7 protein-coding genes, 17 tRNA genes and 3 rRNA genes are annotated in these 15983 nt (G+C 51.4%); all 27 read left to right on the top strand.

Features of this window, described 5'->3' with window-relative positions:
• The first annotated feature begins 185 nt into the window (after positions 1-185).
• The 27 genes from MHB43_RS01780 (at position 186) to MHB43_RS01910 (ending at position 15875) form a co-directional block, all read left to right on the top strand.
• A 16S ribosomal RNA gene (locus MHB43_RS01780) occupies positions 186-1738 on the top strand.
• A 309-nt stretch (positions 1739-2047) separates the two neighbouring features.
• A 23S ribosomal RNA gene (locus MHB43_RS01785) occupies positions 2048-4975 on the top strand.
• A gap of 75 nt (positions 4976-5050) precedes the next feature.
• Positions 5051-5167 (top strand): 5S ribosomal RNA (gene rrf / locus MHB43_RS01790).
• The 16S, 23S and 5S rRNA genes sit together here with 17 tRNA genes alongside, the layout of an rRNA operon.
• Before the next feature lie 38 nt (positions 5168-5205).
• Positions 5206-5279: transfer RNA gene (locus MHB43_RS01795), tRNA-Ile, on the top strand.
• 35 nt (positions 5280-5314) lie between these two features.
• Positions 5315-5390, top strand: a tRNA-Ala gene (locus MHB43_RS01800).
• A gap of 1 nt (position 5391) precedes the next feature.
• Positions 5392-5467: transfer RNA gene (locus MHB43_RS01805), tRNA-Asn, on the top strand.
• 4 nt (positions 5468-5471) lie between these two features.
• A tRNA-Glu gene (locus MHB43_RS01810) sits at positions 5472-5543 on the top strand.
• Between the two features lie 6 nt (positions 5544-5549).
• A tRNA-Val gene (locus tag MHB43_RS01815) sits at positions 5550-5625 on the top strand.
• Between the two features lie 17 nt (positions 5626-5642).
• Positions 5643-5716: transfer RNA gene (locus MHB43_RS01820), tRNA-Met, on the top strand.
• Positions 5717-5743: 27 nt separating this feature from the next.
• Positions 5744-5821 (top strand) — tRNA-Asp (locus MHB43_RS01825).
• 16 nt (positions 5822-5837) lie between these two features.
• Positions 5838-5913 (top strand) — tRNA-Phe (locus tag MHB43_RS01830).
• Positions 5914-5933: 20 nt separating this feature from the next.
• A tRNA-Thr gene (locus tag MHB43_RS01835) sits at positions 5934-6009 on the top strand.
• 9 nt (positions 6010-6018) lie between these two features.
• A tRNA-Tyr gene (locus MHB43_RS01840) sits at positions 6019-6104 on the top strand.
• Positions 6105-6114: 10 nt separating this feature from the next.
• Positions 6115-6190, top strand: a tRNA-Lys gene (locus MHB43_RS01845).
• Positions 6191-6196: 6 nt separating this feature from the next.
• Positions 6197-6277: transfer RNA gene (locus tag MHB43_RS01850), tRNA-Leu, on the top strand.
• A gap of 10 nt (positions 6278-6287) precedes the next feature.
• Positions 6288-6362 (top strand) — tRNA-Gly (locus MHB43_RS01855).
• 7 nt (positions 6363-6369) lie between these two features.
• Positions 6370-6446, top strand: a tRNA-Arg gene (locus MHB43_RS01860).
• A gap of 17 nt (positions 6447-6463) precedes the next feature.
• A tRNA-Leu gene (locus MHB43_RS01865) sits at positions 6464-6542 on the top strand.
• Positions 6543-6549: 7 nt separating this feature from the next.
• Positions 6550-6623 (top strand) — tRNA-Pro (locus MHB43_RS01870).
• A gap of 12 nt (positions 6624-6635) precedes the next feature.
• Positions 6636-6706: transfer RNA gene (locus MHB43_RS01875), tRNA-Gly, on the top strand.
• A 390-nt stretch (positions 6707-7096) separates the two neighbouring features.
• Positions 7097-8962: a 3D-(3,5/4)-trihydroxycyclohexane-1,2-dione acylhydrolase (decyclizing) gene (gene iolD, locus MHB43_RS01880; protein WP_339181283.1), complete on the top strand. Its 1866-nt coding sequence runs from the start codon at positions 7097-7099 to the stop codon at positions 8960-8962.
• A gap of 53 nt (positions 8963-9015) precedes the next feature.
• Positions 9016-9918 carry a myo-inosose-2 dehydratase gene (gene iolE, locus MHB43_RS01885; protein WP_405131215.1) on the top strand — a complete coding sequence of 301 codons (903 nt, stop codon included), beginning with the start codon at positions 9016-9018 and terminating at the stop codon, positions 9916-9918.
• 199 nt (positions 9919-10117) lie between these two features.
• Entirely contained in the window at positions 10118-11128 is a 1011-nt protein-coding gene (iolC, locus tag MHB43_RS01890) for a 5-dehydro-2-deoxygluconokinase (RefSeq protein ID WP_047841171.1), read from the top strand.
• Between the two features lie 98 nt (positions 11129-11226).
• On the top strand, positions 11227-12702 hold the full coding sequence (locus MHB43_RS01895; protein WP_405131216.1) for a CoA-acylating methylmalonate-semialdehyde dehydrogenase: 1476 nt from the start codon (positions 11227-11229) through the stop codon (positions 12700-12702).
• Between the two features lie 69 nt (positions 12703-12771).
• Entirely contained in the window at positions 12772-13824 is a 1053-nt protein-coding gene (gene iolG / locus MHB43_RS01900) for an inositol 2-dehydrogenase (RefSeq protein WP_339181288.1), read from the top strand.
• Positions 13825-13933: 109 nt separating this feature from the next.
• Positions 13934-14740 carry a 5-deoxy-glucuronate isomerase gene (iolB, locus tag MHB43_RS01905; protein WP_405131217.1) on the top strand — a complete coding sequence of 269 codons (807 nt, stop codon included), beginning with the start codon at positions 13934-13936 and terminating at the stop codon, positions 14738-14740.
• A gap of 127 nt (positions 14741-14867) precedes the next feature.
• Positions 14868-15875 carry a LacI family DNA-binding transcriptional regulator gene (locus tag MHB43_RS01910; RefSeq protein ID WP_339181291.1) on the top strand — a complete coding sequence of 336 codons (1008 nt, stop codon included), beginning with the start codon at positions 14868-14870 and terminating at the stop codon, positions 15873-15875.
• Positions 15876-15983: the final 108 nt, after the last annotated feature.

Raw genomic sequence — 15983 nt, forward strand, 5'->3', positions numbered from 1 at the left:
GAGGAGAACAACGCTCGGTAACAAAATAAGTTTGATCTTTGAAAACTGAACAACGAGTGAGTAAACATTCTGCTTGCAGAATGAACGCGAAAGTTGAGACAAGCCTTGGCTTGAATTGACTGGAGCACAAATGAGATTTTTAATCTCGTCAGATTCAAAATGAGCTTATCGCTCTTTTCAATACTTTATTGGAGAGTTTGATCCTGGCTCAGGACGAACGCTGGCGGCATGCCTAATACATGCAAGTCGAGCGGACTTGAAGAGAAGCTTGCTTCTCTGATAGTTAGCGGCGGACGGGTGAGTAACACGTAGGCAACCTGCCCTCAAGTTTGGGACAACTACCGGAAACGGTAGCTAATACCGAATAATTGTTTTCTTCGCCTGAAGGAAACTGGAAAGACGGAGCAATCTGTCACTTGGGGATGGGCCTGCGGCGCATTAGCTAGTTGGTGGGGTAACGGCTCACCAAGGCGACGATGCGTAGCCGACCTGAGAGGGTGATCGGCCACACTGGGACTGAGACACGGCCCAGACTCCTACGGGAGGCAGCAGTAGGGAATCTTCCGCAATGGGCGAAAGCCTGACGGAGCAATGCCGCGTGAGTGATGAAGGTTTTCGGATCGTAAAGCTCTGTTGCCAGGGAAGAACGCTTGGGAGAGTAACTGCTCTCAAGGTGACGGTACCTGAGAAGAAAGCCCCGGCTAACTACGTGCCAGCAGCCGCGGTAATACGTAGGGGGCAAGCGTTGTCCGGAATTATTGGGCGTAAAGCGCGCGCAGGCGGTCATTTAAGTCTGGTGTTTAATCCCGGGGCTCAACCCCGGATCGCACTGGAAACTGGGTGACTTGAGTGCAGAAGAGGAGAGTGGAATTCCACGTGTAGCGGTGAAATGCGTAGATATGTGGAGGAACACCAGTGGCGAAGGCGACTCTCTGGGCTGTAACTGACGCTGAGGCGCGAAAGCGTGGGGAGCAAACAGGATTAGATACCCTGGTAGTCCACGCCGTAAACGATGAGTGCTAGGTGTTAGGGGTTTCGATACCCTTGGTGCCGAAGTTAACACATTAAGCACTCCGCCTGGGGAGTACGGTCGCAAGACTGAAACTCAAAGGAATTGACGGGGACCCGCACAAGCAGTGGAGTATGTGGTTTAATTCGAAGCAACGCGAAGAACCTTACCAGGTCTTGACATCCCTCTGATCGGTACAGAGATGTATCTTTCCTTCGGGACAGAGGAGACAGGTGGTGCATGGTTGTCGTCAGCTCGTGTCGTGAGATGTTGGGTTAAGTCCCGCAACGAGCGCAACCCTTATATTTAGTTGCCAGCACTTCGGGTGGGCACTCTAGATAGACTGCCGGTGACAAACCGGAGGAAGGTGGGGATGACGTCAAATCATCATGCCCCTTATGACCTGGGCTACACACGTACTACAATGGCCGGTACAACGGGCTGCGAAATCGCGAGATGGAGCCAATCCCAACAAAGCCGGTCTCAGTTCGGATTGCAGGCTGCAACTCGCCTGCATGAAGTCGGAATTGCTAGTAATCGCGGATCAGCATGCCGCGGTGAATACGTTCCCGGGTCTTGTACACACCGCCCGTCACACCACGAGAGTTTATAACACCCGAAGTCGGTGGGGTAACCGCAAGGAGCCAGCCGCCGAAGGTGGGATAGATGATTGGGGTGAAGTCGTAACAAGGTAGCCGTATCGGAAGGTGCGGCTGGATCACCTCCTTTCTATGGAGAATCGTTTCCTGCAACGGAAACATTCAAATATGCAGCTTAGCTGCAAAACACTCACTCGTTGCTCAGTTTTGAGAGCTCAAACTCTCAAACAGCTTGCTTTTGCATGGAGCTTGTTCTTTGAAAACTAGATATCGAAACGAAACAAACGCGAATTAGAACATTCCTTTAAGCTGAACTTGTGCAAACAAGTCAAGTGTATAAAGGTAGTTAAATTGCTTTTGTGATGGTATCGGGTGAGAGCGACTTTTGGCTTTGCGCAAGCAAAACAAGGGAAGCGAGCGACCGAAACCGGAACAAAATGGTTAAGCTACTAAGAGCACACGGAGGATGCCTAGGCGCTAGGAGCCGATGAAGGACGTGGCGAACAACGAAACTGCCTCGGGGAGCTGTAAGCAAGCTTTGATCCGGGGGTGTCCGAATGGGGAAACCCAGCTGGGGTAATTTCCAGTTACTCACAACTGAATACATAGGTTGTGTAGAGGCATACCAGGGGAACTGAAACATCTAAGTACCCTGAGGAAGAGAAAACAATAGTGATTCCGTCAGTAGCGGCGAGCGAACGCGGAGAAGCCCAAACCAAAGAGCTTGCTCTTTGGGGTTGTGGGACGTCTCACATGGAGTTACAAAGGAACCGGTTAAGCGAAGAGGTCTGGAAAGGCCCGCCAAAGAAGGTAAAAGCCCTGTAGTTGAAAGTCTGTTCCCTCCGAGACGGATCCCGAGTAGTGCGGGGCACGTGAAACCCCGTATGAATCCGGCAGGACCATCTGCCAAGGCTAAATACTTCCTAGCGACCGATAGTGAAGCAGTACCGTGAGGGAAAGGTGAAAAGCACCCCGGAAGGGGAGTGAAATAGAACCTGAAACCGTGTGCTTACAAAAAGTCAGAGCCCGTTTTAGGGGTGATGGCGTGCCTTTTGTAGAATGAACCGGCGAGTTACGTTCCCGTGCAAGGTTAAGGTGAAGAGCCGGAGCCGCAGCGAAAGCGAGTCTGAATAGGGCGACTGAGTACGTGGACGTAGACCCGAAACCGGGTGATCTACCCCTGTCCAGGGTGAAGGTGCGGTAACACGCACTGGAGGCCCGAACCCACGCATGTTGAAAAATGCGGGGATGAGGTGGGGGTAGCGGAGAAATTCCAATCGAACTCGGAGATAGCTGGTTCTCCCCGAAATAGCTTTAGGGCTAGCCTCGGAAAACAGAGTCGTGGAGGTAGAGCACTGATTGGGTGCGGGGCCCGCAAGGGTTACCAAGCTCAGTCAAACTCCGAATGCCATAGACTTACTTCCGGGAGTCAGACAGTGAGTGCTAAGATCCATTGTCAAAAGGGAAACAGCCCAGACCATCAGCTAAGGTCCCCAAGTGTGTGTTAAGTGGGAAAGGATGTGGAGTTGCACAGACAACCAGGATGTTGGCTTAGAAGCAGCCACCATTGAAAGAGTGCGTAATAGCTCACTGGTCGAGTGACTCTGCGCCGAAAATGTAACGGGGCTAAACACACCACCGAAGCTATGGCTTGATGCTTTGCATCAGGGGTAGGGGAGCGTTGTATAAGGGTTGAAGGTGTACCGTAAGGAGCGCTGGACATTATACAAGTGAGAATGCCGGTATGAGTAACGAAAAGATCAGTGAGAATCTGATCCGCCGAAAGCCTAAGGGTTCCTGAGGAAGGCTCGTCCGCTCAGGGTAAGTCGGGACCTAAGGCGAGGCCGAAAGGCGTAGTCGAAGGACAACAGGTCGAAATTCCTGTACCACCGTAAGCCGTTATGAGCAATGGGGGGACGCAGTAGGGTAGTGACGCGGACTGATGGATGTCCGTCTAAGCAGTGAGGCTGATGTGTAGGCAAATCCGCACATTGTAAGGCTGAGCTGTGATGGGGAGCGAAAATTATAGTAGCGAAGGTCATGATCTCACACTGCCAAGAAAAGCCTCTAGCCAGGTGATGGTGCCCGTACCGCAAACCGACACAGGTAGGCGAGAAGAGTATTCTAAGGCGCGCGGAAGAACTCTCGTTAAGGAACTCGGCAAAATGACCCCGTAACTTCGGGAGAAGGGGTGCCCCGGTAGTGTGAATAGCACGAGGGGGCCGCAGTGAAAAGGCCCAAGCGACTGTTTAGCAAAAACACAGGTCTGTGCGAAGCCGTAAGGCGAAGTATACGGGCTGACGCCTGCCCGGTGCTGGAAGGTTAAGGGGAGTGGTTAGGGAGTAATCCCGAAGCTGTGAACCGAAGCCCCAGTAAACGGCGGCCGTAACTATAACGGTCCTAAGGTAGCGAAATTCCTTGTCAGGTAAATTCTGACCCGCACGAATGGCGTAACGACTTGGGCGCTGTCTCAACGAGAGATCCGGTGAAATTTTAATACCTGTGAAGATGCAGGTTACCCGCGACAAGACGGAAAGACCCCATGGAGCTTTACTGCAGCTTGATATTGAATTTGGGTACGATCTGTACAGGATAGGTGGGAGCCTTTGAAGCATGAGCGCCAGCTTGTGTGGAGGCAACGTTGGGATACCACCCTGATCGTATCTAGGTTCTAACCTGGTACCGTAATCCGGTGCGGGGACAGTGTCAGGTGGGCAGTTTGACTGGGGCGGTCGCCTCCTAAAGAGTAACGGAGGCGCCCAAAGGTTCCCTCAGAATGGTTGGAAATCATTCGAAGAGTGCAAAGGCATAAGGGAGCTTGACTGCGAGACCTACAAGTCGAGCAGGGACGAAAGTCGGGCTTAGTGATCCGGTGGTACCGCATGGAAGGGCCATCGCTCAACGGATAAAAGCTACCCTGGGGATAACAGGCTTATCTCCCCCAAGAGTCCACATCGACGGGGAGGTTTGGCACCTCGATGTCGGCTCATCGCATCCTGGGGCTGAAGTAGGTCCCAAGGGTTGGGCTGTTCGCCCATTAAAGCGGTACGCGAGCTGGGTTCAGAACGTCGTGAGACAGTTCGGTCCCTATCTGTCGTGGGCGTAGGAAATTTGAGAGGAGCTGTCCTTAGTACGAGAGGACCGGGATGGACGTACCGCTGGTGTACCAGTTGTTCCGCCAGGAGCACCGCTGGGTAGCTATGTACGGACGGGATAAACGCTGAAAGCATCTAAGCGTGAAGCCCCCCTCAAGATGAGATTTCCCAGTATGTAAGACCCCTTGAAGACGACGAGGTAGATAGGCTGGGGGTGGAAGTGCAGCAATGCATGGAGCTGACCAGTACTAATCGGTCGAGGGCTTATCCAATAGCAAGTTGTAATTCGCGTGTTTCGTTTCGAATCTAGTTTTCAGAGAACAACACTCTGAAATGTAAGCTACGCGTTTGGTGGCGATGGCGGAGGGGTTCCACACGTACCCATCCCGAACACGACCGTTAAGCCCTCTAGCGCCGATGGTACTTGGACCGCAGGGTCCTGGGAGAGTAGGACGCCGCCAAGCGAAACCCCATTGGGGTATTTTTTTTCGAAAATTGATAAGGGCCCTTAGCTCAGTTGGTTAGAGCGCACCTCTGATAAGGGTGAGGCCGGTGGTTCGAGTCCACCAGGGCCCATAGCAAGACCACAACAAGAAATACACCAGAGTTATGGGGCCATAGCTCAGCTGGGAGAGCGCCTGCCTTGCAAGCAGGAGGTCAGCGGTTCGATCCCGCTTGGCTCCACCATTCCCTGATAGCTCAGTTGGTAGAGCACTCGACTGTTAATCGAGTTGTCACAGGTTCGAGCCCTGTTCGGGGAGCCAGTAAGGCCCGTTGGTCAAGGGGTTAAGACACCTCCCTTTCACGGAGGTAACAGGGGTTCGAATCCCCTACGGGTCATAATATGGAGGCTTAGCTCAGCTGGGAGAGCATCTGCCTTACAAGCAGAGGGTCGGGGGTTCGATCCCCTCAGCCTCCACCATATAAACTTTATAACGACGCGGGGTGGAGCAGCCCGGTAGCTCGTCGGGCTCATAACCCGAAGGCCGCAGGTTCAAATCCTGCCCCCGCAATTATACTTTCCTTTGAGAAAGTGATCTGGAACCGTGGTGTAGTTGGCCTAACATGCCTGCCTGTCACGCAGGAGATCGCGGGTTCGAATCCCGTCGGTTCCGCCATTTTTTATTTTAGTAAGGCTCGGTAGCTCAGTCGGTAGAGCAGAGGACTGAAAATCCTCGTGTCGGCGGTTCGATTCCGTCCCGAGCCACCATTTATAACACTATGTAATACGCCGGTGTAGCTCAACTGGTAGAGCAACTGACTTGTAATCAGTAGGTTGGGGGTTCAAGTCCTCTCGCCGGCACCATGTAATCCTGGAGGATTAGCGAAGCGGCCAAACGCATCAGACTGTAAATCTGCTCCCGTACGGGTTCGGTGGTTCGAATCCATCATCCTCCACCAGTTTTTCTATGAGTCATTAGCTCAGTTGGTAGAGCACCTGACTTTTAATCAGGGTGTCGAAGGTTCGAGCCCTTCATGACTCACCATTATATGCGCGTGTGGCGGAATTGGCAGACGCACTAGACTTAGGATCTAGCGTCTTTGACGTGGGGGTTCAAGTCCCTCCACGCGCATCCTTTATTTGCGGAAGTGGCTCAGCGGTAGAGCATCGCCTTGCCAAGGCGAGGGTCGCGGGTTCGATTCCCGTCTTCCGCTCCAATATTTTGCGCCCTTAGCTCAGCTGGATAGAGCGTTTGACTACGAATCAAAAGGCCGGGAGTTCGAATCTCTCAGGGCGCGCCATTATAACTTTATATTTTGCCGGCGTGGCGGAATGGCAGACGCGCTCGACTCAAAATCGAGTGGGAAACCGTGGAGGTTCGAGTCCTCTCGCCGGTATATATAACGGGATGTAGCTCAGCTTGGTAGAGCACCTGGTTTGGGACCAGGGGGTCGCATGTTCAAATCGTGTCATCCCGATTTTTTTTATTTGCGGGTGTAGTTCAATGGTAGAACTTTAGCCTTCCAAGCTAATAGCGTGGGTTCGATTCCCATCACCCGCTTAAATATTGATAAGAAAGAGATGGTATTCACCGTTTCTTTCTTTTTTTGCATTCACAGGCATATTGATCATAATTGTATACAAAGATCACGGATTATATGGCTGATTAGCATGTACCAGCATGTATCCCATCCTCATGATATATTTCCCCCCTTTTAAGTCTGTTCTTAGTCATTGTGGAAGTGTTCAAACAGAGAAGGTCTAGTGCATGTTCGAACACAAGAATATCTTTCCTTTACCGCATTTCATAAAAACGCTTACAAAAATAGCTTGCGTAAATCATTAACCTGTAATACCATATCAATTAAGCGCTTAACCTTTAGGGGTAAGGCGCTTAAACTTAACTTAGATTAAGCGCTTAACCCGTAAAGGAAAGGACGGCGATCAATTCATGAAAACAATTCGACTGACGATGGCTCAGGCACTGCTTCGATACCTGGATCAGCAATATATCTCGGTTGACGGGGTGGAAACCAAGTTTGTGAAGGGAATCATCGGTATTTTTGGACATGGCAATGTAACAGGCATTGGAGAAGCGCTAGAGCGCAGCCCGGGAAGCCTGACGTATATGCAAGGCAAGAACGAACAAGGCATGGTGCATACGGCAGCGGCTTATGCCAAGCAGAAGAATCGTAGACAGATCTATGCATGTACAACATCGATTGGACCTGGTGCTTTGAATATGATTACAGCCGCAGCTACTGCAACGGTGAACCGGATTCCGGTTTTATTGCTTCCTGGAGATAACTTTGCTACACGGGAACCGGACCCGGTACTTCAGCAGTTGGAAGTGAGCAGTGATTATACAATCTCAGCCACTGATCCATTCAAAGCCGTCAGCAAGTACTGGGATCGCATTGTTCGTCCCGAACAGTTGATGATTGCTGTTACACAGGCCATGCGTGTGCTAACCGATCCAGCAGAGACGGGAGCAGTAACGCTCGCACTGCCGCAGGATGTGCAGGCAGAGGCATACGATTATCCAGAATCGTTCTTTGCCCGCAAAGTACATTATCTGGATCGTCGCCCCCCGGTACAGGCAGCCATTGAGCGGGCAACGGAGCAGATTGCCCGAGGCAGTAAGCCGCTGCTCGTTGCAGGCGGCGGTGTGTTGTACTCTGAGGCATCCGCCCAGCTCGTGGAGTTCGCCGAGGCATTTGGTATTCCGATCGCCGAGACGCAGGCGGGCAAAAGCGCAGTTTCTTGGGACCACACACTGAATGTGGGGGCCATCGGGGTTACCGGCTCTCTGGCAGCCAATAGGCTGGCGAGAGAAGCGGATGTGGTGATCGGCGTCGGTACTCGTTTCTCCGATTTTACGACGGCGTCCCGCTCTGCTTTTCAACATCCAGAAGTGTCATTCATCAACATTAACCTGAACGGCATGGATGCCGCCAAGTTAGGCGGGGAAGCCATTCTGGCAGATGCACGCGAAGGATTGCAGGCTTTGCAGAAGGAATTGCAGGAAAGACAATACCGATGTGCATATGGCGCATCCGAAATCGCTGATCTCCGGGCTGAGTGGAATGCAGAAGTGGATCGGCTGTATGCAGCTCAACATGAAGCAGGGCTGGCACAGACTACAGCAGTTGGTATCGTTAACCGGACCATTGATCCATCCTCCGTTATTGTGTGTGCGGCGGGCAGTCTGCCAGGTGATCTGCATCGTCTGTGGCGTGCGGCTGAACCAAAGACGTATCACATGGAGTATGGGTTCTCCTGTATGGGGTACGAGGTAAGTGGAGCGTTCGGAGCAGCACTTGCGGAGCCGGATCGGGAAGTGTATGCCATGGTCGGTGATGGCAGTTATCTGATGCTGCATTCGGAGTTTGTGACCAGTCTGCAGGAACAGAAGAAGATGACTGTTCTATTATTCAACAACAATGGATTCCAGTGTATTCATAATTTGCAGCGGGAACATGGTAGTGACGGATTCGGCAATGAGTTCCGTTATCGGGAATCCGAGAGTGGACGACTGACCGGGGATTACATGCCAATGGACTTTGCTGCACACGCCCGAAGTATGGGAGCCAAATCCTATAGAGCGGAGACAGCAGAACAGCTGGAACAGGCACTCCGAGATGCGAAGAACGAAACAGTGAGTACGTTGATTGAGATTCCGGTCGTGCCTGGAACCAACGCAGGTGGATACGAGTCATGGTGGAATGTGGGTGTGCCTGAGGTATCTGCCGAAGAGAAGGTAGTTCATGCTCATCACACCATGCAAGCCAACCGTGCCAAAGCAAGACCGATTTAATCCAGTTTAATATAGTGAACCACAATGTTGAACGACAAAGGAGACGTGGAGCAATGAGCAAGCTGCCATTCCAGCTTGGGATTCATCCGATCAATTGGGTCGGTGAAGATGTGAAAGAGCATGGTGACGCGACAACGTGTGCACAGATTCTGGATGACATTCAGCGTCTTGGGCTGACAGGTACAGAGATGGGGCGTAAATATCCAACCGATCCTGCTATATTGCGTGAGGAATTGAGTAAGAGGAATATCAAGCTGGTCTCCCAGTGGAAATCGGTACTTCTCTCCGATCCGGCGTATCGTCAGTCGGAGCTGGACAGTTATCGCAGACATGCGGAGTTTCTGCAATCCATGGGCAGTAAGGTGATCAGTACGGCGGAGGTAGGCGGGTCACTTCATTTTGATCCAAGACGAACTCCGAATGAAAAAGAAGTGCTCAGACTCAGCGAACCTGAATGGCATATCCTCGCTGAAGGGTTGAACGAAGCAGGAGCTATCGCCCGTGAACACGGTTTGAAGCTTACGTACCATCATCATGGAGGCACAGTGGTAGAGCAACCGGATGAGATTGATCGATTGATGGAGCTGACAGACCCTTCTCTCGTGTATCTGCTCTATGATACTGGTCATGCCTACTATGGCGGAGCCGATCCACTTGAGCTGCTGCGCAAACATTATGATCGGATCGCCTATATCCATCTGAAAGATATCCGCCCGCATGTGCTGGATGAAGCACGCGCGGAGCACTCTGACTTTGTCGGCTGTATTCGTAGAGGAGTGTTCACTGTACCAGGGGATGGATGCATTGATTTTGCACCAATTCTGCAAGAACTGATCACACGAGGGTACGATGGCTGGGCGATGCTTGAAGGAGAGCAGGACCCTGCGATTCATAACCCGTATGAGTATGCCAAACGCTCCTTGAACTATATGGAGTCGTTATACCAACACAGCTGATTCGTTTAGCATTGCAGCGGTCAGATGCCGCACCTATGAATTGAAAAAGGAAGAAGGCCAGCAAGAGTATAACGTTACGATTGGAAAATAAAACTGATTTACTCTAGCCGTTTACGAGTCCTTACGATGGAATGAGTAACTAGTCTAGATATCCATATACAACATGTAAAATCCCAACACAGAAAGGGGCTCACATGCAATGACCTATGTATCCTTTCCGGTATCCAGGAAGAAGGATTTCACCGCGATTGGCCGCTTGTGCATCGACTTGAACGCCAATGAGATCAATCGCCCGATGGAAGAGACGATGACGTTCACGAAGTATGTTGGCGGCTCTCCGGCCAATATTACGATTGGCATGTCCAGACTGGGTATGGAGACGGCTTTTATCGGTAAGATCGCGGGTGACCAGATGGGCAGATTCATCCAGAGTTATTTGGAGAAGAACGGCATCGACACATCGAATGTAGTTACAGATGACACCGGAGCGGTGACAGGGCTTGCTTTTACCGAAATCAAAAGCCCAACGGATTGCAGTATCCTGATGTACCGGGACAATGTAGCGGATCTGTTATTACAAGCGCAAGAAGTACAAGAGCAGTTGATTGCTGACTCCAAAGTGCTGCTAATCTCAGGCACAGCCCTCGCGCAAAGCCCATCCCGTGAAGCTGTATTACAGGCACTAACGTATGCGAAAAAACATGGCACAGTTATTGTGTTTGATCTGGACTATCGCCCATACACCTGGACATCAGATGAAGAGACAGCGGTCTATTACAACCTTGCAGCCGAGAAATGCGATATCATCCTGGGCACACGTGAAGAGTTCGACATGATGGAGACATTCGACCATAATCCGGATCATAGCGATCAGGTAACTGCACAGAAATGGTTTGACTTCTCAGCGAACATCGTTGTAATCAAGCACGGTAAGGAAGGGTCCATTGCTTATACACGTGAAGGGCTTTCCCATCGTGCGGACAGCTATCCGGCAAAAGTGGTCAAAACGTTCGGCGCAGGCGACTCTTACGCAGCTGGGTTCCTGTATGGATTGATGCAGGGCTGGACAATTGAGCGCAGTATGGCGTATGGCAGTGGCGCAGCAAGTATCGTTATTTCAAGCCACAGCTGTTCGGATGCAATGCCAACGGTGGAACAGGTGAATGACTACATTGAACGTTGCAATCGGGGCGAGATTACCGTGTCTTGAAGCACGTTGCAATACTTTGAACAGCATACTCATACAGATCTATAACAATGAACATGTTGAACATAAGGGATCACACATAAGCGAAGGGAGACAGGGCTATGGGAAAAGGAATTTCTGAAGCGTCTGCAACAGCGACAATGGTACAAAACTGGATCGGAGGTGCCTGGGTAACCCCAGTGTCAACTCGTACGGAGCCAGTGGTGAATCCGGCTACAGAAGAGGTTATTGCACATGTGCCACTGTCCGAACAAGCGGACGTGGATCTGGCGGTTCAGACAGCACGAGAAGCGTTCAAATCCTGGAGCAGCACACCGGTTCCACGCCGTGCACGTATTCTGTTCCGCTACCAGCAGTTGCTGGTTGAACATTGGGAAGAGCTCGCTCGCCTGGTGACACTGGAGAACGGTAAAAGTTATGCCGAAGCGTACGGCGAGGTATTACGTGGCATTGAATGCGTCGAGTTCGCGGCAGGTGCCCCGAATCTGATGATGGGCAAACAACTGCCTGACATCGCTACAGGGCTGGAGTCGGGCATGTATCGCTACCCGATCGGTGTTATTGGGGGAATTACCCCTTTCAACTTCCCGATGATGGTGCCGTGCTGGATGTTCCCGCTGGCTATTGCGTGTGGTAACACCTTTGTTCTGAAGCCGTCCGAGCGTACACCGCTACTGGCAGGCCGCTTGGCAGAGCTGTTCAAGGAAGCAGGGCTTCCGGACGGCGTGCTCAACATTGTTCACGGTGCGCATGATGTCGTGAACGGGTTGCTGGAACATAAGGATGTTCAAGCGATCTCCTTTGTCGGCTCACAACCTGTAGCTGAATACGTCTACACCACTGCATCCAAGCATGGAAAACGGGTACAGGCACTGGCTGGTGCCAAAAACCACTCCATCGTTATGCCGGACGCCGATCTCGATCTGACGGTGAAAGAGATTACGAGTGCAGCTTTTGGTTCAGCAGGGGAACGTTGCATGGCATGTGCGGTTGTTGTGGCTGTGGGTGATGTGGCTGACGAACTGGTACAAAAGCTGGTGGAAGCAGCAGACCGCATTATCATTGGTAACGGTATGGATGAGGGCGTGTTCCTCGGACCTGTCATCCGTGGACCACATAAAGAGCGTACACTCAGTTACATTGAAGCCGGAGAGCAGGAAGGCGCGGCTTTGATCCGGGATGGACGCAAAGATCAGGCAACAAGTGAATCCGGTTATTTTGTAGGGCCCACGGTATTCGACCAAGTTGAGAGCAATATGAAAATCTGGCAGGATGAGATCTTTGCTCCAGTACTCTCGGTAGCAAGAGTGTCTACGCTGGAGGAAGCCGTTGAGCTGGCGAACCGTTCCGACTTTGCCAACGGTGCGTGTCTGTTCACCCGCAGCGGGGCGAGTATGCGTCAATTCCGTGAAACGATTGATGCGGGCATGTTGGGGATTAACCTGGGCGTACCTGCGCCAATGGCATTCTTCCCGTTTTCTGGCTGGAAGAAGTCCTTCTACGGTGATCTTCACGCCAATGGCACGGATGGTGTTGAATTCTACACTCGCAAGAAGATGGTAACGGCGCGCTGGTAACAACCAGAGCATCACTCGGGCTAAGGGGAACGCCCAGCTCATATGGACGCACATAGGGAGGATAACGGAATGGGCAAGGACAAAGTAAGAATTGGCATCATCGGTGCGGGACGGATCGGCAAAATTCATGCAGACAATCTCCTGCGCAACCCGCATGCCGAGATTGTGGGAATCAGTGACTTGTTTGCAGGTCCTGAATTGGAGGCTTGGGCCTCCGACCGTGGCATCTCTGTTGTAACAACGGATAGCAGCCAGTTGATCTCGATGCCTAATGTAGACGCGGTACTGATCTGTTCTTCAACAGATACACATGTGCCGCTGATCGAACAGGCCGCTCAGGCGGGCAAACACATCTTCTGCGAGAAACCGGTTAGCATGGATCTGGCACAGACCCAAGCGGCTGTAGCGGCAGTTCAGAAGGCTGGCGTGAAGCTGCAAATTGGATTTAACCGCCGCTTCGATCACAACTTCAGACGGATACGTGCACATGTGCAGGATGGTACGATTGGTGATCCGCATATTATCAAAATTACTTCTCGTGACCCGAGTCCACCGCCTGCGGAGTATATCCGGGTATCTGGCGGGATCTTCATGGACATGATGATCCACGATTTTGACATGGCACGGTATCTCTCCGGGAGTGAAGTGGAAGAAGTGTACGCTCAGGGCAACGTGCTGATCAATCCGGTCTTTGCAGAGCATGGTGACGTGGATACAGCGATTGTAACGATGACGTTTGCCAATGGAGCGATTGGTGTCATTGATAACAGTCGTCAGGCTGTATACGGGTATGACCAGCGTGTTGAAGTGTTTGGCTCGATGGGCAGCGCCGCAGCGGCGAATGATCATCCGAATACGGCTGAGATCAGTACAGCGGCCGGGCTCATGCGCGACAAACCGTTACACTTTTTCCTGGAACGCTACAATGAAGCATATGTACAGGAGACAGCTCTCTTTATCGATGCAATCCTCCATGATACACCAGTTATTGTAGATGGCCACGATGCAGTACAGGCAGAACGCATTGCACTGGCAGCAAAAATGTCCATGGAGTGGGGAAGACCTGTGAAGCTGAGTGAAGTCTCTGGGGTGTCACTGGAATCACAAACAGCAACGCCATAGGTGGATGATTAAAGTCACTTTTTCTAATAGAGGGCATGAATAGTCCAGGTTTTTGTTTTTATAAGTATCAAGTTGTTGTGGACGATTACAGAAAGGAGTGGATGGCAAGATGTCAGAACGTATTGTGAAACCCGTGGTCAACCCGGAGGGAGACGGTACACTTATAAACGTAACACCGGAGTCGGCTGGGTGGGAATATGTTGGCTTTCAGGTAGCGAAGCTGGCAGAGGGGGAGACACTAACCCGTGAGAGCGGTGATCAGGAACTCTGTGTGGTGCTTCTCAGTGGTTTCGCCAATGTAAGTACCCGGGAGCACACATGGGATAATATCGGAAAAAGAATGAGTGTTTTTGAGAAAATACCTCCGTACTCGGTCTACGTCTCAACTTCCGATCAAGTGCAGATCACAGCACGTACCGAACTGGAAGTCGCTATATGTGTTGCACCCAGTAAAGGCACGTATCCAGCTCGTCTCATTGCACCCGAAGATGTAGGGGTAGAGGCGAGAGGGTATGGCAATCTGGAACGCCAGATTCACAACATTTTGCCAGAACAGAAGGAAGCAGACAGTTTGCTCGTTGTTGAGGTGTTTACACCAGATGGGCACTGGTCCAGTTACCCGCCACATAAGCATGATCGGGATGCACTCCCGGATGAATCTTTGCTGGAAGAAACGTATTATTTCCGTGTGCAGCCTGAGCAGGGGTTTGCCATTCAGCGCATATACACGGATGATCGTTCTGTGGATGAGACGCTAGCAGTGAAGAACGGAGAAGTGGTGCTTGTTCCGGACGGATATCATCCGGTAGGCGCTCCTCCGGGGTATGAGGTCTACTATCTGAACGTGATGGCTGGACCAACCCGGACCTGGAAATTCCATAACGATCCTGACCATGAGTGGTTGATGAAAAAGTAAAACAGTTCATGCTACGCACATTGTGCTGGCTTCAAGTTGCGTATGCAGACTTCCCCCTGCATAATGAGAAGAGAACAATTATCTATGTATAACGAAATTTATATATAGCACAGATGGGGAAAAAACAATGAAAGCAACCATATACGATATAGCACGCGAGGCGGGTGTATCCATTGCAACCGTCTCGCAGGTCATTAATGGCAAAGGCAAGATCAGTGAGAAGCGGCGCGCCGAGATTATGGAGATCATGGAACGCCTTCACTATCAACCCAGTGCGATCGCAGCTGCACTTACAGGGAAGCAGACGTATACATTGGGACTGCTCGTACCGGACATCTCAAACCCGTATTTCGCAGAACTCGCCAGAGCGGTGGAGGATCGAAGCCGTCAATTGGGTTACAGCGTGGTCATCTGCAGTACGGATAATAAGGACGAGCGAGTAGAGCGTTATCTGAATCTGCTCCAGCAAAAAAGGGTCGATGGCATGATGATCGGAACCGGAATCGATAATGCCGAAATTTTGTCACCCCTCTTGCAGCAGTCCATCCCTGTCGCTTTGATTGCTCGCCATTTGCCCTCACTGTCGGTGCATACAGTCACCATTGACGACTTGCTTGGCGGCACGCTCGCAGCGCAGCATCTGCTTGAACTTGGGCATACTCGTGTAGCAGTGCTGTCGGAACCGTCCAAAGTCAGCAGTAGTCAGGAACGTGTGCGTGGATTCCGCGAAACATTGAATAAGGCAGGTCATACGCTGGAACCGAATCAGATCAGAGAATCGGCGGCTGACCTGAGCTCGGCCAAAAAAGAGGCGCTACTGCTGCTCGGTGAGAAGGATCACCCGACAGGTTTGTTCTGTTGTAATGACATCCAGGCCATCGGTGCTCTTCAGGCTGCCAAAGAACTGGGGCTACGCGTGCCAGAGGATGTGTCCATTATCGGATTTGATAATACGATTCTGGCTTCGGTGACGAGTCCGCCGCTTACAACCGTTGCCCAGCCAATTGAAGAACTGGGACATCGCGCTGTAGATCTGTTAATTGAAGAATTAAAGGATAAGCGTAAAGAACCGCAGAAGATTGTCCTGAAGCCTGAGCTGGTTATCCGAGAATCAGCAGGTCATGTATTGAGCTGAAAACAATTAGGTTTCTGGTATAACCTGATCAGTTGTGATGCCAAGCCTACGTGTGTCATATTCATGGCTCGGGATAAGGTTTATCGTTTTGCCTCATTCCAAATCGGT

Origin of the sequence: Paenibacillus sp. FSL H8-0317 (assembly GCF_045040685.1) — a bacterium.
Lineage (GTDB): Bacteria > Bacillota > Bacilli > Paenibacillales > Paenibacillaceae > Paenibacillus.